This window comes from Celeribacter sp. (assembly GCF_048259695.1).
GTDB lineage: Bacteria > Pseudomonadota > Alphaproteobacteria > Rhodobacterales > Rhodobacteraceae > Celeribacter.
This window is the reverse complement of record NZ_JBLXHL010000007.1, coordinates 48,974-70,544: the sequence shown is the minus strand read 5'-3', so window position 1 is coordinate 70,544 and position 21,571 is coordinate 48,974. Positions and strand designations below refer to the sequence as shown.

Annotated in this window: 21 protein-coding genes; 9 read left to right on the top strand and 12 right to left on the bottom strand. The window is 61.6% G+C overall.

Annotated elements, in window-relative coordinates:
• Position 1 precedes the first annotated feature (1 nt).
• From ACN0Q0_RS13280 to ACN0Q0_RS13260, 5 genes are all read right to left on the bottom strand, one after another.
• Positions 2-136: an aa3-type cytochrome c oxidase subunit IV gene (locus ACN0Q0_RS13280; protein ID WP_417243886.1), complete on the bottom strand. Its 135-nt coding sequence runs from the start codon at positions 134-136 to the stop codon at positions 2-4.
• Between the two features lie 87 nt (positions 137-223).
• Entirely contained in the window at positions 224-715 is a 492-nt protein-coding gene (locus ACN0Q0_RS13275) for a DUF6173 family protein (protein ID WP_417243885.1), read from the bottom strand.
• 3 nt (positions 716-718) lie between these two features.
• Positions 719-1,750 (bottom strand): MBL fold metallo-hydrolase, encoded by a 1,032-nt coding sequence (locus tag ACN0Q0_RS13270; protein ID WP_417243884.1) that lies wholly within the window; start codon positions 1,748-1,750, stop codon positions 719-721.
• Positions 1,750-3,462, bottom strand: a complete 1,713-nt coding sequence (locus tag ACN0Q0_RS13265) for an acyl-CoA dehydrogenase (protein WP_417243883.1) — start codon at positions 3,460-3,462, stop codon at positions 1,750-1,752. The genes ACN0Q0_RS13270 and ACN0Q0_RS13265 overlap by 1 nt, the downstream gene beginning before the upstream one ends.
• Positions 3,463-3,584: 122 nt before the next feature.
• A complete protein-coding gene (locus ACN0Q0_RS13260) occupies positions 3,585-4,157 on the bottom strand; it encodes a YqgE/AlgH family protein (protein WP_417243882.1) in 573 nt (190 codons plus the stop codon).
• 131 nt (positions 4,158-4,288) lie between these two features.
• Between ACN0Q0_RS13260 and ACN0Q0_RS13255 the strand changes: the two genes are divergently transcribed.
• Positions 4,289-5,092, top strand: a complete 804-nt coding sequence (locus ACN0Q0_RS13255; protein WP_417243881.1) for a protein-disulfide reductase DsbD domain-containing protein — start codon at positions 4,289-4,291, stop codon at positions 5,090-5,092.
• Between the two features lie 6 nt (positions 5,093-5,098).
• Here ACN0Q0_RS13255 and ACN0Q0_RS13250 read toward each other — a convergent pair whose 3' ends face one another.
• The 4 genes from ACN0Q0_RS13250 to ACN0Q0_RS13235 all read right to left on the bottom strand — a co-directional run bounded on the left by ACN0Q0_RS13250 (position 5,099) and on the right by ACN0Q0_RS13235 (position 11,491).
• Positions 5,099-8,476: an efflux RND transporter permease subunit gene (locus tag ACN0Q0_RS13250; RefSeq protein WP_417243880.1), complete on the bottom strand. Its 3,378-nt coding sequence runs from the start codon at positions 8,474-8,476 to the stop codon at positions 5,099-5,101.
• Positions 8,477-8,478: 2 nt separating this feature from the next.
• A complete protein-coding gene (locus ACN0Q0_RS13245; RefSeq protein ID WP_417243879.1) occupies positions 8,479-9,963 on the bottom strand; it encodes an efflux RND transporter periplasmic adaptor subunit in 1,485 nt (494 codons plus the stop codon).
• Positions 9,964-10,106: 143 nt separating this feature from the next.
• Positions 10,107-10,649 carry a molybdenum cofactor synthesis domain-containing protein gene (locus ACN0Q0_RS13240; RefSeq protein ID WP_417243878.1) on the bottom strand — a complete coding sequence of 181 codons (543 nt, stop codon included), beginning with the start codon at positions 10,647-10,649 and terminating at the stop codon, positions 10,107-10,109.
• An 11-nt stretch (positions 10,650-10,660) separates the two neighbouring features.
• Positions 10,661-11,491 carry a uracil-DNA glycosylase gene (locus tag ACN0Q0_RS13235; protein WP_417243877.1) on the bottom strand — a complete coding sequence of 277 codons (831 nt, stop codon included), beginning with the start codon at positions 11,489-11,491 and terminating at the stop codon, positions 10,661-10,663.
• Positions 11,492-11,653: 162 nt separating this feature from the next.
• Between ACN0Q0_RS13235 and ACN0Q0_RS13230 the strand changes: the two genes are divergently transcribed.
• From ACN0Q0_RS13230 to plsY, 5 genes are read left to right on the top strand one after another with little or no spacing between them, the layout of a single operon-like run.
• The gene (locus ACN0Q0_RS13230) at positions 11,654-12,616 is read left to right on the top strand and encodes an aspartate carbamoyltransferase catalytic subunit (RefSeq protein WP_417243876.1); all 963 of its coding nucleotides are present in this window, start codon (positions 11,654-11,656) and stop codon (positions 12,614-12,616) included.
• Complete coding sequence (locus ACN0Q0_RS13225; protein WP_417243875.1) at positions 12,613-13,176, top strand: hypothetical protein; 564 nt, start codon at positions 12,613-12,615, stop codon at positions 13,174-13,176. Before ACN0Q0_RS13230 ends, ACN0Q0_RS13225 begins: the two co-directional genes overlap by 4 nt.
• A complete protein-coding gene (locus tag ACN0Q0_RS13220; RefSeq protein WP_417243874.1) occupies positions 13,173-13,688 on the top strand; it encodes an aspartate carbamoyltransferase catalytic subunit in 516 nt (171 codons plus the stop codon). Before ACN0Q0_RS13225 ends, ACN0Q0_RS13220 begins: the two co-directional genes overlap by 4 nt.
• Positions 13,685-14,950 (top strand): dihydroorotase, encoded by a 1,266-nt coding sequence (gene pyrC / locus ACN0Q0_RS13215; protein WP_417243873.1) that lies wholly within the window; start codon positions 13,685-13,687, stop codon positions 14,948-14,950. Before ACN0Q0_RS13220 ends, pyrC begins: the two co-directional genes overlap by 4 nt.
• A 3-nt stretch (positions 14,951-14,953) precedes the next feature.
• Positions 14,954-15,550, top strand: a complete 597-nt coding sequence (gene plsY / locus ACN0Q0_RS13210) for a glycerol-3-phosphate 1-O-acyltransferase PlsY (RefSeq protein WP_417243872.1) — start codon at positions 14,954-14,956, stop codon at positions 15,548-15,550.
• Positions 15,551-15,568: 18 nt separating this feature from the next.
• Here plsY and ACN0Q0_RS13205 read toward each other — a convergent pair whose 3' ends face one another.
• The 3 genes from ACN0Q0_RS13205 to ACN0Q0_RS13195 form a co-directional block, all read right to left on the bottom strand.
• Positions 15,569-16,939, bottom strand: a complete 1,371-nt coding sequence (locus ACN0Q0_RS13205) for a glutamate--cysteine ligase (protein ID WP_417243871.1) — start codon at positions 16,937-16,939, stop codon at positions 15,569-15,571.
• A gap of 83 nt (positions 16,940-17,022) precedes the next feature.
• Positions 17,023-17,529, bottom strand: a complete 507-nt coding sequence (locus ACN0Q0_RS13200) for a hypothetical protein (RefSeq protein WP_417243870.1) — start codon at positions 17,527-17,529, stop codon at positions 17,023-17,025.
• Positions 17,529-18,254: a 16S rRNA (uracil(1498)-N(3))-methyltransferase gene (locus tag ACN0Q0_RS13195; protein WP_417243869.1), complete on the bottom strand. Its 726-nt coding sequence runs from the start codon at positions 18,252-18,254 to the stop codon at positions 17,529-17,531. Before ACN0Q0_RS13195 ends, ACN0Q0_RS13200 begins: the two co-directional genes overlap by 1 nt.
• A gap of 11 nt (positions 18,255-18,265) precedes the next feature.
• Between ACN0Q0_RS13195 and ubiA the strand changes: the two genes are divergently transcribed.
• The 3 genes from ubiA (at position 18,266) to ACN0Q0_RS13180 (ending at position 21,552) form a co-directional block, all read left to right on the top strand.
• On the top strand, positions 18,266-19,231 hold the full coding sequence (gene ubiA, locus ACN0Q0_RS13190; RefSeq protein ID WP_417243868.1) for a 4-hydroxybenzoate octaprenyltransferase: 966 nt from the start codon (positions 18,266-18,268) through the stop codon (positions 19,229-19,231).
• A gap of 70 nt (positions 19,232-19,301) precedes the next feature.
• Positions 19,302-21,236 carry an OmpA family protein gene (locus ACN0Q0_RS13185; protein ID WP_417243867.1) on the top strand — a complete coding sequence of 645 codons (1,935 nt, stop codon included), beginning with the start codon at positions 19,302-19,304 and terminating at the stop codon, positions 21,234-21,236.
• On the top strand, positions 21,223-21,552 hold the full coding sequence (locus ACN0Q0_RS13180; protein ID WP_417243866.1) for a hypothetical protein: 330 nt from the start codon (positions 21,223-21,225) through the stop codon (positions 21,550-21,552). The genes ACN0Q0_RS13185 and ACN0Q0_RS13180 overlap by 14 nt, the downstream gene beginning before the upstream one ends.
• Positions 21,553-21,571 lie beyond the last annotated feature (19 nt).

Sequence of the window (21,571 nt, the reverse complement as noted above, 5' to 3'; positions counted from 1 at the left end):
GTTAACCGTTGAAAACGGCAAGAATAATCAACACCACGATAGAGGCGATCGCCACATAGGTGGAGCCTTTGATAAAGCCCGCAAAGGCCTTTTCCTGAACCGAAATGTCCATTTCGCCGTGTTTATGGTCAGCCATTGTGCAATTTCCTTTGATCTAGCGGCGTCTTTTGCGCCTCATTTGATAGTGATTTAGACGATTCAATGCGTGCTGTCACCGTTGGATTTACGTCTTTTCACCCGCATCGGCGTCTGTGTTTTCCAAATCAAGCGCAAGACGGAAGCCGATCCGCGCCGGTGCCTCCTCCGGCTTGTTCTTGGCCAAGGCCCGCAGCATGACATTGAGTTGCGTGACGTGTTGCACCAGTTGGGTTTTCGCCCCCGCACCATCCGTGCCGTAAAAGGTCACAATATCGGGATCGAAATAGCCGATCCCCTCGATCCGCAGCACCCCCGATTCCGAACCGGTAGACCCCATCGCGATCTCGTGCTCGTTGTCGAGCTGCTCCTCAAAGTTTTTGATATAGAGGATGAGACGTTCATAGGCCCATTCGGCAGGGCTTTTTTGCGCAACCGGTTTACGTGACATCGCATCGGGCAGCGGCAGTTGCTCGGCCGAAAGCGGCGCATCCGGATTGGCGTGAACCGCCCGCGCACAGGGCAGGGCCGCCGCCTCATGTGCTTCTGCTGTTGTCTGGATCTGATCGTCGTCCGCCATGCCTTATCCCGTTTTTTGCCACAGGTAGGCACCATCCCCTCTCAGCGTGCGGGTGACAAGCCCCTGCGCGAATAAGTGATTGCAATGCGCCATCGCCTCGACCATCGCCAACCCGTATTCGCCCCCCTTGATCTCGCGCTTGAACAGCACCGAAAAACAGTCACACGCGGTGCGCGGCTCGGCCAGAAACCCGAGCAACCGCGCCAAGGCGGTGTGGTGATTGTCGGTCAACTGGCGCAACCGTGCCGGCAGGCCGGTAAAAATCCGTTTATGCCCCGTCAGAATCAACTGATCGTCGGTCGCAAAAGGTTTGAACCGCTCACAGCTTTCCAACCATTCGCCCAACGGATCCGCATCAGGCTCCGTGGTGTGGACCCCGATGTTGGGAGAAATCGACGCCAGAAGCTGGTCACCGCCGATGACCATCCCGCCATCACGGCTCCAGAACGTTGCGTGCTCGGGCGCATGCCCGTTGCCACAGCGCACATCCCATAGCCGCCCGCCAATCTCGATCTCGTCGCCCTCGCGGATACGGGTATAGCCAAGCGGGATATCCGCCACCGCATCGGCGGTGTTGAACGGGCGGGCCGTTTCGCGACCGGCGTAAACCTGTGCATCCATTCCGCAGGAGCGCCAAAAGCGCAGCATCTCGGGCGTCGGGGCATCCTGAACGTCCAGTTTGAGCATCCGTGCCAACAGATACGCGGTGCGCGTCGTCACCAATGCGGCGCCCTGCTGTGCCATGAACCACCCCGCCAAACCGATGTGGTCGAGGTGGTGATGGGTGGCAATGACGCGCGACACGGGTTTGCCGCCCATCGGCCCGCGCATCAAGTCGCCCCACACCGCACGGGTGCGCGAGGTGTCGATACCCGTGTCGACCACGGTCCAACTATCGCCCTCGTCAAACAGGTAGACGTTCACATGCTCCAACGGTCCGGGCATCGGGATACGCGCCCACAAAAGACCGGTGGAGATCTCGACCGCCGCCCCCGTCTGTGGTGGCTCGACAGGGGTACGAAGCGGTGTGTTCATCAGGCCAATAGGTCTTCCGTTGTGAGGGCATAAAGATCGCGCGCGCCCAGACGGGCTTGCGCAAGCAAGGGGGCGTATTCGGGCAACATACGGTGAATATAGAACCGCGCAAGCCGTGTGCGCGTCCCTGCCTCCCCTTCGGCCACTGCCGATTTCAAATGGTAGTACCCGCCCAAGACCCGCGCGAACGCCCGCAAAAACGCGGTGGCCCCCGCAAAGCGGTCGTTGAGATCAAGCGCCAACACGACCTCAAGCCCCTCGCGCAGCGTTTCCGCCGCACTCCAGACCGGTCCGGCCAGTTCAGGCAATGACGCGCGCGCCGCCTCGGCGAAGGCTTCGATTTCGTCGAGCAAGGCATTGGCGGCCTCGCCACCATCCATCAGTTTGCGGGCGACAAGATCCATCGCCTGAATGCCGTTGGTGCCTTCATAGATCGAGGTAATGCGGGCATCGCGGGCGTATTGCGCCGCCCCTGTTTCCTCGATGAACCCCATGCCGCCGTGGACCTGCACGCCAAGCTGCGCAACCTCGTGACCGATGTCGGTGCCGAACGCCTTGGCAATCGGGATCAGGAACGCCCCGCGCGCCTGCCATTCGGGATCATCGCGCCCCAGATCAAGCGCCACACCACACGCCAGCGAAATGCACCGCGCCACATAGGTATCCGCACGCATCACGGCGAGCATCCGGCGCACGTCCGCATGGTCGATAATCGCACCTGTGCCATCGGCGCCAAGCGGCGTGCGCCCCTGAACACGGTCCATCGCATAGGCGTGCGCCTTTTGCGTGGCGGCCTCGGCCACGCCGACGCCCTGCATGCCCACCCCCAAACGCGCATTGTTCATCATCGTGAACATGCATTTCATACCTTCGTGCTCGTTGCCGACAAGCCACCCTTTCGCGCCACTGTAGTCCATGACACAGGTGGGCGAGCCGTGGATGCCGAGCTTATGCTCGAGGCTCACAACACTCAGGCTATTGGCCGCGCCGGCCTCGCCGTTCTCGTCGGGAATGAACTTGGGAACGAGAAAGAGCGAAATGCCCTTTGTCCCCTCTGCCCCGTCAGGCAAACGCGCCAGAACGAGGTGGCAAATATTGCCGGAAAAATCGTTGTCGCCCCATGTGATAAAGATTTTCTGACCCGTGATGTCATAGCTGCCATCATCATTGCGCGTGGCCTTGGTGCGCAACGCCCCCACGTCGGACCCCGCGCCCGATTCCGTCAGGTTCATCGTGCCGCACCATTCGCCCGACACCAGTTTGGGCAGGTACAGCGCCTTGATCTCGTCGGAGGCGTGATGCTCCAGAGCTTCGATCTGACCCTGACACATCAACGGTTCAAGCGCCAAGGACAGGCAGGCACCCGACATCATCTCGTTGACGACCGAGGCCAGTGTCAGCGGCAACCCCATGCCACCATTGTCCGGCTCGGCCAACATGCCGATCCATCCGCCCTCTGCGATCTGGCCGAAAGCATCCGCAAACCCCGGCGACGAAACCACACCGCCGTTTTCCAACCGCGCGGGCGACAAATCCCCACCGCGATCCAAAGGCGCAATCACATCGTTGGACAGCTTTGCCGCCTCCTCGATGATGGCCGCCACCACATCGCGATCCGCCTCCGCAAACCGCGCTGTTTGCGCCACACGGGCATACTCCACGATGTGGTCCAGAATAAATGCGTAATCCGCAACGGGTGCACGATAGGTCATGGCGCAGGCTCCTCCGCATAGGGGTGCAGCACACGCACCGTCCCTCAAATATCGCAAGAACTGTACCGGATGCGTTCAAACCGCCAACCCAAACGTGGCGTCACGCCACAGGGGGACCGCGACTAGGCGCGCCCCGCCTCTCCCGACAAAAGCGCGGGGCTGACCCCGATGGAGCGCACCGAAGCGTCCCATTTTTGCGCATTGGGAACGTCAAACACGATCTCGGGCGTTGGATCGACTGTGAGCCAACCGTTCTCGACGATCTCGCGCTCCAACTGACCCGGCCCCCATCCCGAATAGCCCAGACACAACAACCGCTCGCGCGGCCCACCCCCCAACGCAATGTCGGACAGGATGTCGCGCGAGGCCGTCATCGAATAGGTCGGGCTGACCGCCATCGACGCGCTGTCGGCCTCATAATCCACGCTATGCAGCACGAATCCGCGCCCCAACTCGACAGGGCCGCCAAAATGGACGGGCAGCGGCGCCATCATGTCGGTGGGATTGATACCGAGTTGCTCGAACACATCGCGCACCTGAATGTCGTGGGACACCTGATTGATAATCAGGCCCATAGACCCCTCATCGGAGTGCGCACACATGAAAATCACGCTGTTTTCAAACCGTGGATCACCGATCCCCGGCATGGCAACAAGCAACTTTCCCGTCAGGTTATTGAACATGGTTTCAGGCATGTCTTACCTCACCCCAACTTACGCAAAGGTGCAAGCGGAACCGCACCCGCACAGCAACACACCGCCGAATGAAACACATTGTCGCTCATTTGTGAGTTTTGCGTGCTCGTGAGAGCGCCTATATCTGCACCATGACACACACGCCCTCCCCTTTGCGCCACGCGCGCACCGCCGCACTGATCTGCGCCGCTCTCATGGCCTCCCCCCTGCGCGCCGCCGAACATGCCGAGCTCACCGTGCTGCACGGGTGGCGCATGGACAACGGCCACCACATGGCAGCCCTGCGCATTTCTCTGGCCGAGGGGTGGCATACCTATTGGCGCGCCCCCGGGGATGCGGGCATCCCGCCCCGCTTTGATTGGGGCGCATCGCAAAATATCGCGGGCCTGAAAGTGGTCTGGCCCACGCCCGGGGTCTACGCGCAAAATGGAATGCGCTACGTTGGCTATGAGGGCGATGTGGTTTTGCCGATCGAAATCATCCCTGCGGCGAACGGCGCAATCCACCTCGATGGCACCATCGAATTCGGCGTCTGTGACGACATCTGTATTCCAATGTCGGCACATGTGCGCATGGACCTGAACGATACGCAGACCACGGACCGCGACCCCGATATTGCCGCGTCGCTTGCAAACATTCCGCAACAGGTCACGGGGGCCGTTTGCGAGGCCACGCCCATCACCGACGGGATCAAAATCGCGGCCCGTCTCGGCGTGCCATCGCTCGGCGCGGATGAAATTGCCGTGATCGAACACCCCGATGTCTCGATCTGGGTGTCGGAGGCGATGGTGACACGTCAGGGCGGACACCTGACCGCCGTGAGTGAACTGATCCCCGCCGAGGCCGCCCCGTTTATGGTCAACCGGTCCGATTTGATCATCACCGTGATCGGTGGCGGCATGGCCTATGAGGCACGGGGCTGTTCGGGCGGCTAAGGCCCGCTACCCCGCACGGCGGCGGCGTGTGATCACCCCCGCCGAAACCGCGTAGATCATCGCATAGCCCACGGCAATTCCGACACAGAATACGCCCAATGCCTTGGCCATACCCCCACCCCCGAGCAGCGCAGGCAGGGAACCGGACAGGGCAACCGCGCCCACCGTCACCATCAGCCACACAAGCGTTCCCACACCCGCCGCAACGGTCGCCCCGCCCACGGCACCGACACGGCGCGGATGGTTAACCGTGCGCCGTGTCGAGGCAATCGCACGCCCCACATCCAGTTGCATCGCAACAATCGCCGGCACCATCATCAACACAATCACCATGCCAAAACCGAGACCATAGGCCAGTGTGACCACCGTCGGCTTGAGGAATTGCGCATCCGCGGAGCCCTCGTACAACAGTGGCGCCAGACCCAGAACGGTGGTCATGGTGGTGAGGAACACAGGGCGCAAACGGTCAACCGTCGCATCGACAATGGCGGGCATCAACCCCCGATCCTCGGCGTATTCGTCAATCGTCGTGACCAACACAATCGAGTCGTTAATGATGATCCCCGTCATGCCGATCAGCCCCACAACCGAGAACATCGACAGCGGAATACCCCAAAGCGCATGGCCATAGATCGCGCCGATCAACCCGAACGGAATGATCGACATCACGACCAAGGGGCGCGTCCAGCTCGAAAAAATCCACGACAGGGTGAGATAAATCCCGAGCAGCGCCGCCATCATCCCCAGTAACGCATCCGACAAAAACTGGTTTTCCTGCTCGGACAGGCCCGCAACCTTATAGGTGACACCGTACTCTTCTTCGATTTGCGGCATAATCGTCCCGGAAATCGCCGTCTGGATCTCGGTTGCCCGCACGGGGTTATCTTCGCTCAGATCCCCCGAGACCGTCACAACCCGCAGACCGTTTTCACGCCGCACCGTCGAGAACCCCGTTTGGCGCGTGACCGACACGATATCGGACAGCGGCACATATTGACCCGAGGTAGCCCGCATTTGGGTGCGGTCCAGAAAATCCGCCGTCAACTCGTCCTCGGGCAACTCCACACGCACGGTTGCCGTGCGGGTGCCATCGGGATAGCTCGCCGCCTCGATCCCCCCGAGCCGGTTGGACAAGGTGCGCCCCAAGGCATCAATGGTAAAGCCGAGCGCCTCGCCCTGTGGGGTCAGCTCCAGAATCAACTCTTCTTTGTCATAGGCAAGACTGTCCTCAAGTGCCGACACCTCCGAGAACAAGGCAAGCTTGGCCTTCAGACCCTCTGCGGCGGCCTTGAGCGTCTCGGAATCCGCCCCGACCAGTTCGATATCGATCGCATCGCCCCCCGGTCCGAAATTGCCGCGCCGGAACGATACCGTTTCGGCCAAGGGATGGTTGACCACCGCCTCCTGCAACTCCGCGACAAAGGCATAGGACGTATAGGGCCGCAGATCGGCATCAATCAACTCGATGGAAATCCCGCCCAGTTGATAACTCTCCTTGCTGTCCGAACCCGACAGGCCGCGGCCCGCATTGCCGCCGATTTGCGCCACCGCATAGGCGACGGGATTGACCCCGTGCTCCTGCTCGTACTTGCGCCCCGTGGCCTCCGCCGCGCGTTGCAACTCTGCCATCATCGCCAGCGAATCTTCGCGGGTTGCCCCCGGCGCCATCGCAAAGTTGCCCGAGATCACCGGTTGCTCGGGTGAGTTAAAGAACCGCCATTGCACCGCGCCCGTAATCAGTTGCGACACCTGAACCGCCAAAAGCACAAACACCGCCGCCACCACGGGATACCGCAGCCACACCACCCATGTCACAAACGGACGGAACACCCGCTCGCGAAACACGCGAAACCCCTTGTCCACCTGCCGCGATGGCCAATCGTACCAATGGGCGTTCCGGTGGCTTGCCACCGTGTGGCTCAGGTGGTTCGGCAGAATGATAAAACACTCCATCAAGGACGCCATCAACACCACAATCACCGTGAACGGAATGTCGGAAATCATATCCCCGAACCGACCCGAAATCGCCGTCAGACCAAAGAACGCGATGACCGTTGTCAGCGTGGACGAAAACACAGGCGCGAACATCCGCCGCGCGGCATTTTCCGCCGCCTCCACAGGCCCCTCACCCAAACGACGCGCCCGAAAATCGGCGTGCTCGCCCACCACAATCGCATCGTCCACCACGATGCCGAGCGTGATGATAAGCGCAAAGAGGGAAATCATATTGAGCGTCAAACCCGCCGCATACATCAACGCAATCGCACTCAGCATCGAGACAGGAATACCCGCGGCCACCCAAAGGGCCGTGCGGGTGTTGAGGAACAAAAACAGCAACGCCGCGACCAGAGCGAGCCCCATCGCGCCATTGGTCACCAAAATGTCCAAACGCGCCTTGATCGCCTCGGCCCGCGTGCGGAACAAATCGAGCGTCACCCCCTCGGGCAGGCTCAATTGCATCTGCGCCGTGACGTCCTCGACAATGCCTTGCAACTCGATCGCATCCCCTTGGTCGGAGCGGGCAACCTTGACACTCACCGCGCCATTGCCATTGACGAAATAGGCCTCCTCGCGGTCGATCCCCTCGACACGGATGTCGGCCACATCGCCAACGGTAAGCTTCGATCCGTCGTCATTCGAGCGCAGCACAATGTCGGAAATCTGCACCGCCGTGCGTTTCTCGACACCCGTGCGCACCCGTGACGTGCCGCCGCCGACACTGCCCGCAGGGCTCGTGTCCGCCTCCGCCGCAATCGCCGCCGCGATCTCCGCCATGGTCACATCATATTTGATCAGGTCGATCGTCTCGACCTCGACGATGGTTTCGGGGGCGGCAACACCCGCAATACTGGTCCGCGTCACGCCCTCGGCAAACAGCCGCACCACCAATTCGTCGGAAAACCGCGCCAACTGATCCAAGCCCACAGGCCCCGTGATCACCACATCCGTCACGGAATCCGTCCACCCGCCCCATCGCACGGTGGCGTCATCGGCCCCGTCCGGCAGGTTCGACACGGTATCAATCGCCGCCTTTACGTCATCAGCCGCCCGCTGCATGTCCCAGTTCGGTTCGAAATCCAAACTGATCGACGCGCGCCCCTCGGTCGAAGTCGACGCGCTTTCCATCACGCCCTCGACCGCCAGAAGCGTCGGTTCGAGGATCTGCACGACAGCGCGATCCACATCCTCGGCACCGGCCCCGTCCCACGCCACCGAAACGCGAACCGTATCGACGACGACATCGGGGAAAAACTGCGCCCGCATCCGTGGCAACGAATATAGCCCCGCCGCCAAAAGCAGCACCAACAACAGGTTGGCCGCCGTGCGGTGGCGGGTGAAATAGGACAGCACACCACCCGCCTTATCAAAGCGTTTCGCGGCCATCTCTAACTCCCCATCCGGCTTTCAAGACGCGTGACCAACTCCGCAGGTACCTCCTCGGCCGCCAGTTGCTCCTTGATCCGTGCGCGGGCCTCCTCGGGCATCCGCGTATTGCCATCGACAAAGGCGATGAGTTTTTCACGTTGCTCGGCGCTGAGCACAACCATCCCGCCCGCCCCGTCTGGCGGGGTTTGCGCCCCTGCGCCGCCTTGTTCACCCTGTGCCGCGCCGTTCACCCGCACGCGGATACCCGCCCCCAACAGGGGGCTGCGCTCGGCCACAATCCGGCGCCCCGCAATCGCGGCGGCATCCACGATCACGTCATCGCCCTGACGGCGCAAAACCGGTGCATCGACCACTTCGAGACGGTCATCACCGGTGATCGCCAAAACGGTTTGCGCGGCATCCACCGCACTGGACGGGATCCGCGCCACATTGGCCAACTCCGGCTCGTCAAGGCGCACATTCACAAAATCCCCCGGACGCAAACCGGCCGCTTGGTCAAGTCGCGCAAACAACAACCGCCCCGTTTGCCCGTCCCCCACGGCGGCACTTTCACGCGTCACCTCGCCTGTGGCCGTCACATCAACACCCGCGACATCCAAAGACACCGAGACCGGCAGGCGCGGCAAACTGCGCTGACCATCGACAAGGCGGGTATATTGTTGTGTCGAGATGCGGAACGCGACCTGAAGCGCATCAGGCGCAATCAGGGAACCGACCTGTTCATTGGCATTCACAATACCGCCAAGAGCCCCGACCACACCGGTCAACACACCGTCAAACTCCGCAACAAGCGCCGTGTCGTCCAAAGCGCGCTCGGCCTCTTCCAGTGCGATTTCCGCCCGCAACACGCCGGTCTTGGCCTGATCCACCCGCGCCTCGGCATTGGCGAGAGACTGGCGTTTGGACAAGACCGCCTGACGCGCCGACGCCTCGGCCAAGGCTGCCGTTTCAACCGCACTGGCCGATCCGACGCCGCGGGTTTGCAGGTTCTGTTGCCGCTCCAGAGCCGCGGTGCGCAAATCCGTTTGGGCCTGCGCCGCCTCCAGATCATCCGCCGCAATCAACAACGCACGTTCGGCCTCGCTCAGTTCGGCCTGTGATTCCTGAACATCCGCTTGGGCAACACGAACAGCGGCGGCGGCATCGGCAGGGTCGATACGCATCAATACATCACCGGCCTTGACCGCGCCGCCCTCTTCGAACCGGTCGGACAACGCGATAATGCGCCCGCCCGTTGGCAGCCGCAATTCCAACGTCCGGCTCGCCTCGACCTCACCGTAGGTCGACAGCACAGGCACAAGGCGCGCGGGCTCAACCGTTATGACATTGACCGCAAACTGACGCTCACGCGCAGGCGCCGACATGCCTTCGCGGGCCATACGCTCCTGAAACGCCGAATAGAATTTATACCCCCCCGCAACCAGAAGGGCGGCGGTGAGCGACATTAGAAACAGACCAACCAAAGAGCGGCGAAGAAAACGCATCGCGTGTCCCCGAATATAAATTGCATGACTAACAGCAGACCTAGCGCATCTGCCCGAGCCGTCCATCTACATCATTCTACGAATGATTTGCGCAATTCCGTCGCACTTTTTTGTCATTTGAACGTGCGGCACGACGGCGCGGCCTATTTGACGCGCTTGTGTTCCTCAAGGCGCGGCATCATTTGCACGAAATTGCTCGGCCGGTGACGGTGGTCCAATTGCCAGATCAGGATCTCGTTCCACGCATCCTTGCACGCGCCGGGCGATCCGGGCAGGGCAAACAGATAGGTGCTTTTGGCAATCCCGCCCGTGGCCCGCGACTGCACCGCCGATGTGCCAACGTTTTTCATCGACACGATGGTGAACATGGTCGCAAAGGCTTCGATCTCTTTCTCGTAGACATCGCGGTGCGCCTCGACCGACACATCGCGCCCCGTCAGACCCGTGCCGCCCGTCGAGATCACCACATCGACCGCATCGCCATCGACCCAGGCCTGTAACCGGTCGCGAATAAGCGGGCGATCATCGGTGACAATCTGACGGTCCGCCACGATATGCCCCGCCGCCTCGATCATCGACACCAATGTGTCGCCCGAGACATCCTCGGCCACAGTCCGCGAATCAGAGACGGTCAATACCGCGATACGCACAGGGATAAACTCAAGGCTTTCGTCAATTTTCGGCACGTCGTGTTCCTTTAGCTAAGAGTGCGCAACCGCGCCTGAATTTCCAGAAGATCGGCCCATGCCTCGCGCTTGGCCGCAGGCGTGCGCAGCAAATACGCCGGATGGGTCATCGGCATTGCGGGCTTTCCCGACACCTCTTGCCACGCCCCGCGCAACCGCGTGATCCCCGCACGCCCCGTCAACGCCTGACACGCCAGATTGCCCATAATCACGATCACATCGGGATCAGCCAGTTCGATATGCTTGATCAAGAACGGCGTGAGCATGGCAAGCTCCTCCGCCGAGGCTTCGCGGTTTTCGGGCGGGCGCCACGGCAATGCGGGCGCAAGATAGAGCGCATTCTGGCCATCGGGCGATGTGCGATCCAGTCCAATGGCCGCGAACATCCGGTCAAGCAACGCCCCCGCCCGCCCGACAAAGGGCTTGCCCTCACGATCCTCGTCACGGTTCGGGGCCTCGCCAATAACCATCACACGCGCCTTGGGCGTCCCATCGCAAAAGACCAGATTATGCGCCCCGCGTTTGAGCGCACAATGCTCGAAGGTGGCGATGGCGTCGCGCAAATCCTCGAGCGTGGTCGCGGCTCTGGCCACCCGCGCCGCCTCTCCGATCCCGTCCACCTCGACCTCCGCCATCGCAACGGGGCGCACGGGCGGGGTGTTGCCCCTTGCCTGTGCTGCGGCCTGTGCTGCGGCTTGCGGCGCGGGCTTGGGTGCGGCGGCGGGCATGTCATAGCGGTTCACCGGCTGCTCGCCGATCGGTTCGGACACGCCAAGCTCGACTTGCCACTCCAACAGGGCATGCGCGTCCCAATAGTCGATATGATCCAGATGAGTCTCCATATGCGCACGCTACATCGCCACGCAGGCGAGGTAAATCTACGCATTCGACATTGCGCGCCATTGCCGCCCCGCTCCGCAGTTTCTATAAGCGTGGCAAACCTGCACCGCCGCGCACCCGACACGCGTGGCACGCCTGAACCGTCGCGCTTTAGGGAGGCACATATGGCATTCCGACAGAAACACCTGCTTGGGATCGAACCGCTCCATCCCGAAGAGATCAAAACGGTGCTTGATGTGGCCGACAGCTATGTCGATCTCAACCGCCAGACGCACAAACATTCCGACGCGCTCAAGGGTCTCACCCAGATCAACATGTTCTTCGAGAACTCGACGCGCACACAGGCCTCGTTCGAGCTTGCGGGCAAACGCCTTGGTGCGGATGTGATGAACATGGCGATGCAGGCCTCCTCGATCAAAAAGGGCGAAACCCTGATCGACACCGCGCTCACGCTCAACGCCATGCACCCCGACCTGTTGGTGGTGCGCCACCCGCATTCGGGGGCCGTGGACCTGTTGGCGCAAAAGGTGAACTGCGCCGTGCTCAACGCAGGCGACGGCAAACACGAACACCCGACACAGGCGTTACTGGACGCACTCACCATTCGCCGCGCCAAAGGCCGCCTGCACCGGTTGAGCATTGCCATTTGCGGCGATGTCACCCATTCGCGCGTGGCCCGCTCCAACCTGATCCTGTTGGGAAAAATGGAAAACCGCGTGCGCCTCGTCGGGCCGCCCACCTTGGTCCCCGCCCAGTTCAGCGAATTCGGCTGCGAGATTTATGACAACATGGAAGAGGGCCTCAAGGACGTCGATGTCGTGATGATGCTCCGCCTGCAAAAGGAACGCATGGACGGCGGGTTCATCCCGTCCGAGCGTGAATACTTCCACCGCTACGGTCTGGACGCGGCAAAACTGGCCCATGCCAAACCCGACGCCATCGTCATGCACCCCGGCCCGATGAACCGCGGCGTCGAGATCGACGGAACCATTGCCGACGACATCAACCGCTCGGTGATCCAGGAACAGGTCGAAATGGGCGTGGCTGTGCGCATGGCCGCGATGGACTTGCTTGCCCGCAACCTCAAAGCCGACCGCGAGGCGGCGGATCAGGGCGTGATGGCATGACCGATCCCCTCACAAATCCGCTCACAGTCCCCGACTCTGATCGCCGTTACGTTTGGGTCTTTGCCGTTGACCTGCCCGAGAACGACCTGCGTGCCTTCGGCCATGAGGACCACACAGACGACGACAACGTGCACTGGCCGCTTGGCGACGCGCTTGGCCTGTCGCCCTATCCCGATCAGGATTTCGTCGAGCTGTTTGATCTCGACACCATCCAAGACTTCGGATTTTCGCGCTACCTGTCCGAGGCCAACGGCATGGACATCGGCGAGGACGCCGCCAAACTCGACGCCCTGCGCGGCGGTGTCGCCTTGGTCTTTTCCCAAGCCCTCAAAGGCGGCCAGACGCGCTTTGCCCCCAAAGCACCACTCTCGTTCATTGGCCGGTACGCTTTGCCCGTGGACTTGCCCACCCACGAGAAACTAACCTCCACCAGTGCCGAGGGCCTCCTGCCCCAAGGCAAACCCGTCAAATCCGACGCACGGATTGGCGGCATGGTGGCGACCTTTGTCCTGATCTTCCTCGCGCTGTTCGTCACGCTGTTCGTGTGGATTTCGGGATGACGGACGGATGGGACGGCATCCTGCGTTCCGGCGAGCGCATCCTGTGGCAGGGGCAACCCGTGCCAACACACCCCATGTCCAAACATGAACTTGTCACGATGGTGGCCGGACTGGGATTTTGCCTCGCCGCGGTGCTCTGGATGATCTCGGCCTATAAAACCGGCGGCTTCTGGCCCTTTGGCCTGATCCACATGGCCGTTGGCCTCATCGTTGGCTTTGGCCCGAAATGGCTCGGCATGTACGCGCGGCGCAACACGTGGTTCTCGCTGTCCAATTCGCGTGCATTCTTTGCCATGCGCATTCCCTTGGCCGGTCCGTCGCTCAACGCCATCGAGATCACCCCGCACACGGGCATCGACTTTGACGGCGACGATCCCGGCACGATCCGCTTTCGCGCCGAGGCCGTGAGTATCACGGGCAATCAAACACTGACCACGCCGCAATTCGACACCATTCCTGACGCACGCGCGGTTTTCGCGCTGATCCGCGACATCCAAAGAGGCATCGCATGACCATTTTCACCAATGCCCGACTGATCGACCCCGAGGCCCTCACCGACACCCCCGGGTGGTTGCGTGTCGAGGGCGACCGCATCGCCGAACGCGGCACAGGCACCCCGCCCCGCGGCGAGAGCATTGATTGCGGCGGCAAATGCCTCGCCCCCGGTATCGTCGATCTGGGCGTCAAAGTCTCCGAGCCGGGCGAGCGCCACAAGGAAAGCTTTGCCTCCGCCGGACGCGCCGCCGCCGCAGGGGGCGTGACCACAATGATCACCCGCCCCGACACCATCAACGCCATCGACACGCCCGAAGTGTTGGAATTCGTGCAGCGCCGCGCCGCGACCGACGCCATCGTCAACGTCAAACACATGTCCGCCCTGACCAAAGACCGCGCGGGCCGCGAGATGGTAGAAATCGGGTTTATGAAAGACGCCGGTGCCGTGGCCTTTACCGACTGCGACCACGTGGTGGAAAACGCCAAAGTGTTGCAACGCGCCCTGACCTACGCCAAATCCTGCGGCGCTCTGGTGATCGGCCACCCTCAGGATCCGTGCCTGTCCAACGGCGCCGCCGCCACATCCGGCAAATTCGCGGCCCTGCGCGGATTGCCCTCCGTGTCGCCGATGGCCGAGCGCATGGGGTTGGACCGCGACATCGCCCTGATCGAAATGACCGGCGCCGCCTACCATTTCGACCAGATCACCACCGCCCGCGCCCTGCCCGCGCTCGAGCGCGCAAAGGCCAACGGCCTTGACGTCACCGCCGGCGTGTCGATCCACCACCTGACGCTCAACGAGTTGGACGTGGGCGATTATCGCACCTTCTTCAAAGTCAAACCGCCGCTGCGCTCCGAAGACGACCGCCTCGCGATAATCGACGCGGTCGAACGCGGCCTGATCGACGTGATCTGCTCCATGCACACCCCTCAGGACGAAGAGAGCAAGCGCCTGCCCTTTGAGGAGGCCGCATCGGGCGCCGTGGCGATGGAAACGCTGCTGCCCGCCGCCCTGCGCCTTGTCCATGCGGGCCAGATCACCCTGCCGCAACTCATGCGGGCCATGTCGCTCAACCCCGCCAAGCGCCTCGGCCTGCCCTCTGGCCGCCTGTCCGATGACGCCCCCGCCGACATGATCCTGTTCGACCCCGATGCGCCCTTTGTTCTGGACCGCTTCAAACTCAAATCCAAATCCAAAAACACACCTTTCGACGGCGCACGCCTACAGGGCAAAGTGCGCGGCACATGGGTCGCGGGTTTCCGCGTGTATGAGGGCTGATTGATGACCATGCTACTGACCGCACTCGCCGCCTACCTGCTTGGCTCCATCCCGTTCGGCATCGTCATGGCGCGCCTGTTCGGCCTTGGCGATCTACGCGCCATCGGGTCGGGCAACATCGGCGCCACCAACGTTTTGCGCACGGGCAACAAACCCGCCGCAATCCTGACCCTCCTGGGCGACAGCGGCAAAGGGGCCGCGGCGGTTTTACTGGCCCGCGCCACCATCGGCGAAGAGGCCGCAGGGGCGGCGGGCCTGTTCGCGATGATCGGCCACCTGTATCCCGTGTTCTTGCGATTCAAAGGCGGCAAAGGCGTTGCAACCTTCCTCGGCACGCTTCTGGCCCTGTCATTCCCCGTGGGTCTGTTGACCTGTGCGACATGGCTCGCCGTGGCCTTTGCGACGCGGTATTCGAGCCTCTCGGCCCTTGTCGCCGCCCTGCTCGCGCCGATCTACACCGCATGGCTCTACCACCTGCACGGCGCGATTTTGGTTCTGGTCCTCACCGGCCTGATCTTTTTCAAGCACCGCGAAAACATCGCCCGTCTGCGCGCAGGCACCGAGACAAAGATCGGGAAAAAGGGCGACAAAGCCACCTGATGCCTGCGGTGATCCGCCCTAGTAGCTGAACTCGCCGAACACGCGGGTCACATCGCCGTTCCAATCATCCTCGAACCGCTCGATCAACTCGTCGGCGGGCGCTTTGCCCGTCTCAAGACTGTCTTTGACCGCGTTGAGGAAATGCGTCTCATTGGGGACCAAACCACCCGCGCCCTCACGGCCACGCGCCACCAGACCCGCCTCGGAAATCGTCACACATTCGCGTGCAAGGTCGATCATCTTCACACCGCCCACCTCGGCCTGAAGCCCGTCGACCGAGGCCGCAACGCGCAGCTCCTCGCGGAACTCGGGCGTCCAGTCCTTGAACAGATCCGTCGCGGCATCGAGCGCATTCTGGTCGTACATCATGCCGACCCAGAACGCCGGTAGCGCACACAAACGCCGCCACGGACCACCATCGGCCCCGCGCATTTCCATGTATTGCTTGATCCGTGCCTCGGGGAAAATCGTCGTCAGGTGATCGGCCCAATCGGACAGCGTCGGCTTTTCACCGGGCAACGCGGGCAACTTTCCCTTGAGAAAATCGCGGAACGACTGGCCCAACGCGTTGATATACTTGCCATCGCGGTAGACAAAATACATCGGCACATCGAGCGCGTATTCGACATAGCGTTCAAACCCCATGCCATCCTCGAACACGAACGGCAACATGCCCGTGCGCGCGGGATCAAGGTGCCGCCAGATGTAGGAGCGCCACGATTTATGGCCGTTGAGTTTGCCCTCTTTAAAGGGCGAGTTGGCAAACAGCGCCGTGGCCACGGGCTGCAACGCGAGGGCCGCGCGGAACTTTTGCACCATGTCGGCCTCGGACCCGAAATCAAGGTTCACCTGAACCGTACAGGTGCGGCGCATCATCTGTGTGCCTGTGGTGCCGACGCGATCCATATAGGCGTCCATCAATTTGTAACGCCCCTTGGGCATCAACGGCATATCGTCATGGGTCCAGTGCGGCGCCATGCCCAGACCGATGAACCGTGCGCCGATCTCGTCGGAGACGCTTTGCACTTCGCGCAGGTGTTCGTTCACCTCGTCACAGGTCTGGTGGATGGTATCGAGCGGCGCCCCCGACAGCTCCAACTGGCCACCGGGTTCAAGCGAGATATTCGCCCCGTTCAACTCGAGCCCGATCAGGTGTTCGCCCTCGAAAATAGGGTTCCACCCGAAACGGTCCTGAAGGGATTCCAGAATCGCCTTGATCGAGCGCTCACCGGCATAGGGCAGCGGTTTGAGCGTGTCCTTGCAATAGCCGAACTTCTCGTGCTCGGTTCCGATTTTCCATGCGTCTTTCGGCTTACAGCCCTTTTCAAAGAAGGTGACAAGATCATCATAGCTTTCGATCATGCCGCCGCCGGACTGGGGAATGGACATATGGAGGTCTCCGGTATGTGTGTTTATGCGGTGATATAGGGTTCCGTCTGTGCGCTAACAAGTGGGTCAAGCCACGCGGGAAGTCAATGCAGCGCGACTGTGCGTTTACGCCAGATCACCACCGGCGTTTGCGGGGCTGCCTTGATCTGGCGTAGCATTTTCTCCGTTTCGATCCCGTCCAGGGTCACGAAAACGTCAAACAGTTTTTCCGCGCCAAAGGCATCAAGCGGGATCAGCAACGGCGCCTGACCCGGCGCGTCAAGCTGCCAATGGGCGGGACCGCGCAGCGCAGGCAACAACATCACCGATGTCATCGCCGCGATCTCGATCTGGCCGCCCGTCATGGGGGTGAGGTAGCTCACGACGCCCTCGTCATACTCCACCGCGCCGACCCCGCCCTCAAGACGTCCGAAACGGGCGCGTTGCACGGCGGCAAAAGCGAACACCACGGCAATTGCCGTGACGGCCATCGCCACCCAACGCACCACACCGAACGAGGACGCAGCCCACCACGCCATCACGGCAACCACGACAAGCGCCACGATCACTTCGCGCCACCGCCACATCAAGGCACGGACTTCGGGACGCATCAGGACCAATCCCCCAACTGTTGCTGCCACAGGGTCAACGCCGCAACGGCGGCCGTATCCGCGCGCAATATGCGCGGGCCAAGCGAGATCGCATGGGCATAGGGCAACGCCTGAAGGCGCGCACGCTCGGCCTCGGAAAACCCGCCCTCGGGTCCGATCAGAATGGCCCATTTGTCGCCCGCCACAGCGCCCAGGACCTGCGCCGCACCGACAAGGCTTTCGTCGCAAAACATGATCTGCCGCGTCTCGTCCCAATCCGCCAACAAACGGTCGAGCTTTTGCAGCTCCGTCACCTGCGGCACATAGGTACCGCCACATTGCTCGGCGGCCTCAAGGGCATGGGCCTGCAACCGGTCCTGACGGATACGCTCCGCGTTGGTAAATTCGGTGTTCACAGGCACAATACGCCGTGCGCCCATCTCGGCGGCCTTCTCGACAATGAAATCCGTACGGGCCTTTTTGATCGGCGCAAACATCAGCCACAGGTCGGGCGGCATCAGCAAGTCACGCGTTTTGCCACGACACACCAATTCGCCATTCTTTTTATTCGCCTTGGTCACTTCGGCCACAAATTCACCGTCCACGCCATTAAACAAGGCCACAAAGGCCCCGTTGTCCTGACGCATCACCCCGAAAAGATAATGGGATTGCTCCTTTGTCAGAGGAACGGTTTGCCCTTCGGACAAGGGCTGATCTACATAGAGGCGTATTTTTGCTTTATCCATGAGACCTACATATGACCGACGAGCGCACAACGCCAGAGACAGACGGACAGGTTTTTGACGCCGTCAAAGGCAACTGGGTCGACACACTGGCCCCCGCATGGACCCGACCCTACCTGCGGTTGAGCCGCGCGGACCGCCCTGTCGGCACATGGCTGTTGCTGATCCCCACATGGTGGGGCGCCCTTCTGGCAGCATCCTCGGCGGGGGAAATCACCCTGCGCACAGCGTGGATTCTGTGCGCCTCGGCCCTTGGCGCGTTCTTGATGCGCGGCGCGGGATGCACATGGAACGACATCACCGACCGCCACATCGACGCAAGCGTCGCCCGCACCAAAAGCCGCCCGATTCCCTCCGGCCAGATCACCGTCAAACAGGCGCTGCTCTGGATGGGGCTGCAATGCCTGTTGTCGCTTTTCATCCTGCTGACCTTTGGCAAACTCGCAATCCTGCTCGGCATCGCCTCGCTTTTGCCCGTGGCGATCTACCCCTTTGCCAAACGGTTCACATGGTGGCCACAGGTGTTCCTCGGCCTCGCGTTCAACTGGGGCGCCCTTCTGGCCTATGCCGCCGTTGCGGGCAAACTGACCATGGCCCCCGTCTTTCTCTACCTCGCGGGCATTGCATGGACACTGTTCTACGACACCATCTATGCCCATCAGGACAAAGAAGACGACGCCCTGATCGGCGTCAAATCCACCGCCCGCCTGTTCGGCGACAACACCGCGCAATGGCTCAAACGCTTCTTTATCGTCACCGTTTTGCTCATGGCCGGTGGCGTGATCGAGGCCCTGTCCGACCGCTCCCTCTTTGCCACCGTGATCGCCATCGGGGCGCCGTGGGGCATGGGGTGGCACATGGTGTGGCAAATGTCGCGACTCGACATCGACAATCCCGACACCTGCCTCAAACTGTTTCGCTCCAACAGGGATGCGGGCCTTATCGCTGCGCTGTTTTTCGCCGCATCGATTTTCCTGTGATTGCAGGGGGCGGCTTAACCCCCTAAAGACATGGAGACTTATAGATTAATTCTGGACATCGACCCGTTCCATGCACCTGCCTTCTTTTGTTCCGACACTCGTTGCATTCGTTTGCGCCGCCCTCCTCGCACTCCTTGGCGCGAACCTGAGCGCGCGCGCGATTGAAACGGTGTCCGAACACGCAGTGGCCCGAAAGCTGAAACTCGAAGGCTACGAATGGGTCGAGGTCCAATCCGACGGGCTTCAGGTTGTGCTCACAGGCACCGCCCCCAACGAGACCAAACAACTGGCGGCCCAACGCGCCGCAGGTCACGTGGTCGACCCCGCGCGGGTGATCAACGTCATGGACATCGAAACGCAGGAAAAAATTGTAGCACCGCGGTTTTCGATCGAAATCCTGCGCAATGACGACGGCATTTCGCTCATCGGACTGGTGCCAAGCACATGGTCGCGCGACACCTTCATCGAGGACCTGAAATCGGCAGGCTCCACAGGCTCGATTGCGGACCTGTTGGAGCAAGCGGACTATACCGTGCCAGAGGCATGGGACACCGCGATGGATTTCGGTCTCGACGCGATCAAACTGCTGCCGCGCTCGAAAATCTCTCTGGCGGCCGATCAGATCACCGTCACCGGTCTGGCCGACAGCGAAGATCAAAAACGCCGGTTCGAACGCACCCTGACCGATAAAATGCCCAAAGGCCTGCCGGTGGACATAAAAATCTCCGCACCGCGCCCGATCATCACCCCCTTTACGGCACGGTTTTTGATCGACGAGTCCGGTCCGCAATTCGATGCCTGTTCCGCCGAAACCGTACAGGGCCAAACCCGCATTCTGGCCGCTGCACGCGCCGCGGGCATTGCCGAACCGACCTGTGAAATCGGGCTCGGATCCCCCACCGCCGAATGGGCGCGTGCCGTTGAAACGGGGATGCGATCCATTCAGGCACTCGGCGCCGGATCCATCACCTTTTCGGATAGCGAAGTCACCTTGGTCGGAACCCCCACGACAAACGCCGCGCTGTTCGACACGGTCGCCGGCGAGCTCGAAGCTGCCCTGCCCGCCACATTCACGCTCTACACCACCTTGCCGGAGCCCGAAAACGACACCGCGACGGACACCGCGCAGTTTGTCGCGCTGCGCTCTCCCGAGGGTCAGGTGCAACTGCGGGGCCGCATCGGCGACGAGCGCAGCCAGATCGCCGTTGAGGCCTATGCAAAATCCGCGTTCGGGTCCAACACGATCTATTCCGCATTGCGTCAGGTGGAGGGCCTGCCCAAAGGGTGGTCCGTGCGCGCCCTCGCCGCGATCGAGGCCCTCGCAACACTCGATAACGGCTCCGTCACGATGCAACCGGGGTCGGTCCGTGTGCGCGGGCGCACCGGCGATCCGGCCGCCAAATCAACGATCACACGCCTGTTGGCCGAAAAACTTGGCAGCGGCCAGACCTTTGACATCGAGGTGGATTATGTCCGCCAACTCGACCCCGTTCTGGACCTGCCCACGGCCGATGAATGCGTGAGCCGCGCCAACGACATCATCTCCGCAAGCAAAATTGTCTTTGCTCCCGGATCAACCGAAGTCGACGACTCGTCCACGGATACGCTTGACCGCCTCGCAAAGTCGTTCGAGAAATGCGAAGGCATGGAGATCGAAATCGGCGCACATAGCGACAGTCAGGGTGGCGAGGACATGAACCTGCAACTGAGTCAGGCACGTGCAAATTCGGTCCTGAACGCCTTGATCTCACGCCGCGTTGTCAGCGTTGATTTCACCGCCAAAGGCTATGGCGAGGCAGAGCCGATTGCCGACAACGAGACCGAAGAGGGCCGCGAAGCCAACCGCCGCATCGCGTTCAAACTCATCGACACCACTGCGGATGCCACACCGGACGGCGATCCGGACGCCCGGACCGGAACCGCGCCAGAGACCGAGACCGAGACCGAGACCGAGACCGCGCCAGAAGAAACCAACGGGGACGAGACCGAGAATGAACAGAACTGAATTGATTTTCGCCACGGCGGTCGTGCTTTTTCTGGCCTTCCTTCTGGGATGGTTCGCCCATTGGCTCGTTCACCGGTTTGTCCGCGTTGGACAGGGCGAGATGTCCGATCTGGACCAAATGGCACAACAGGTTCACGAAGCCGAGGAACAGCGCGATCAGGCGATCACCTATTTCCAACAGCGGGAACAGGAAACAACCAATCAGCTCAACCAGACCGAGGCCGAACTGCGCGCCGCAATGGACGGGCTACGCGAAGCCCGCCACGAGGCCGAAGAGCTGCGTGGCTATATCGAACGCCTGAACGCGCCACAATAAAGCAACGGTGCGCGGCAGA

Bases quoted from the DNA above. Each gene is read 5' to 3' on its own strand.
- ACN0Q0_RS13280 (WP_417243886.1), bottom strand. From the start codon at position 136: ATGGCTGACCATAAACACGGCGAAATGGACATTTCGGTTCAGGAAAAG.
- ACN0Q0_RS13275 (WP_417243885.1), bottom strand. From the start codon at position 715: ATGGCGGACGACGATCAGATCCAGACAACAGCAGAAGCACATGAGGCG.
- ACN0Q0_RS13270 (WP_417243884.1), bottom strand. From the start codon at position 1,750: ATGAACACACCGCTTCGTACCCCTGTCGAGCCACCACAGACGGGGGCG.
- ACN0Q0_RS13265 (WP_417243883.1), bottom strand. From the start codon at position 3,462: ATGACCTATCGTGCACCCGTTGCGGATTACGCATTTATTCTGGACCAC.
- ACN0Q0_RS13260 (WP_417243882.1), bottom strand. From the start codon at position 4,157: ATGCCTGAAACCATGTTCAATAACCTGACGGGAAAGTTGCTTGTTGCC.
- ACN0Q0_RS13255 (WP_417243881.1), top strand. From the start codon at position 4,289: ATGACACACACGCCCTCCCCTTTGCGCCACGCGCGCACCGCCGCACTG.
- ACN0Q0_RS13250 (WP_417243880.1), bottom strand. From the start codon at position 8,476: ATGGCCGCGAAACGCTTTGATAAGGCGGGTGGTGTGCTGTCCTATTTC.
- ACN0Q0_RS13245 (WP_417243879.1), bottom strand. From the start codon at position 9,963: ATGCGTTTTCTTCGCCGCTCTTTGGTTGGTCTGTTTCTAATGTCGCTC.
- ACN0Q0_RS13235 (WP_417243877.1), bottom strand. From the start codon at position 11,491: ATGGAGACTCATCTGGATCATATCGACTATTGGGACGCGCATGCCCTG.
- ACN0Q0_RS13230 (WP_417243876.1), top strand. From the start codon at position 11,654: ATGGCATTCCGACAGAAACACCTGCTTGGGATCGAACCGCTCCATCCC.
- ACN0Q0_RS13225 (WP_417243875.1), top strand. From the start codon at position 12,613: ATGACCGATCCCCTCACAAATCCGCTCACAGTCCCCGACTCTGATCGC.
- ACN0Q0_RS13220 (WP_417243874.1), top strand. From the start codon at position 13,173: ATGACGGACGGATGGGACGGCATCCTGCGTTCCGGCGAGCGCATCCTG.
- pyrC (WP_417243873.1), top strand. From the start codon at position 13,685: ATGACCATTTTCACCAATGCCCGACTGATCGACCCCGAGGCCCTCACC.
- plsY (WP_417243872.1), top strand. From the start codon at position 14,954: ATGACCATGCTACTGACCGCACTCGCCGCCTACCTGCTTGGCTCCATC.
- ACN0Q0_RS13205 (WP_417243871.1), bottom strand. From the start codon at position 16,939: ATGTCCATTCCCCAGTCCGGCGGCGGCATGATCGAAAGCTATGATGAT.
- ACN0Q0_RS13200 (WP_417243870.1), bottom strand. From the start codon at position 17,529: ATGCGTCCCGAAGTCCGTGCCTTGATGTGGCGGTGGCGCGAAGTGATC.
- ACN0Q0_RS13195 (WP_417243869.1), bottom strand. From the start codon at position 18,254: ATGGATAAAGCAAAAATACGCCTCTATGTAGATCAGCCCTTGTCCGAA.
- ubiA (WP_417243868.1), top strand. From the start codon at position 18,266: ATGACCGACGAGCGCACAACGCCAGAGACAGACGGACAGGTTTTTGAC.
- ACN0Q0_RS13185 (WP_417243867.1), top strand. From the start codon at position 19,302: ATGCACCTGCCTTCTTTTGTTCCGACACTCGTTGCATTCGTTTGCGCC.
- ACN0Q0_RS13180 (WP_417243866.1), top strand. From the start codon at position 21,223: ATGAACAGAACTGAATTGATTTTCGCCACGGCGGTCGTGCTTTTTCTG.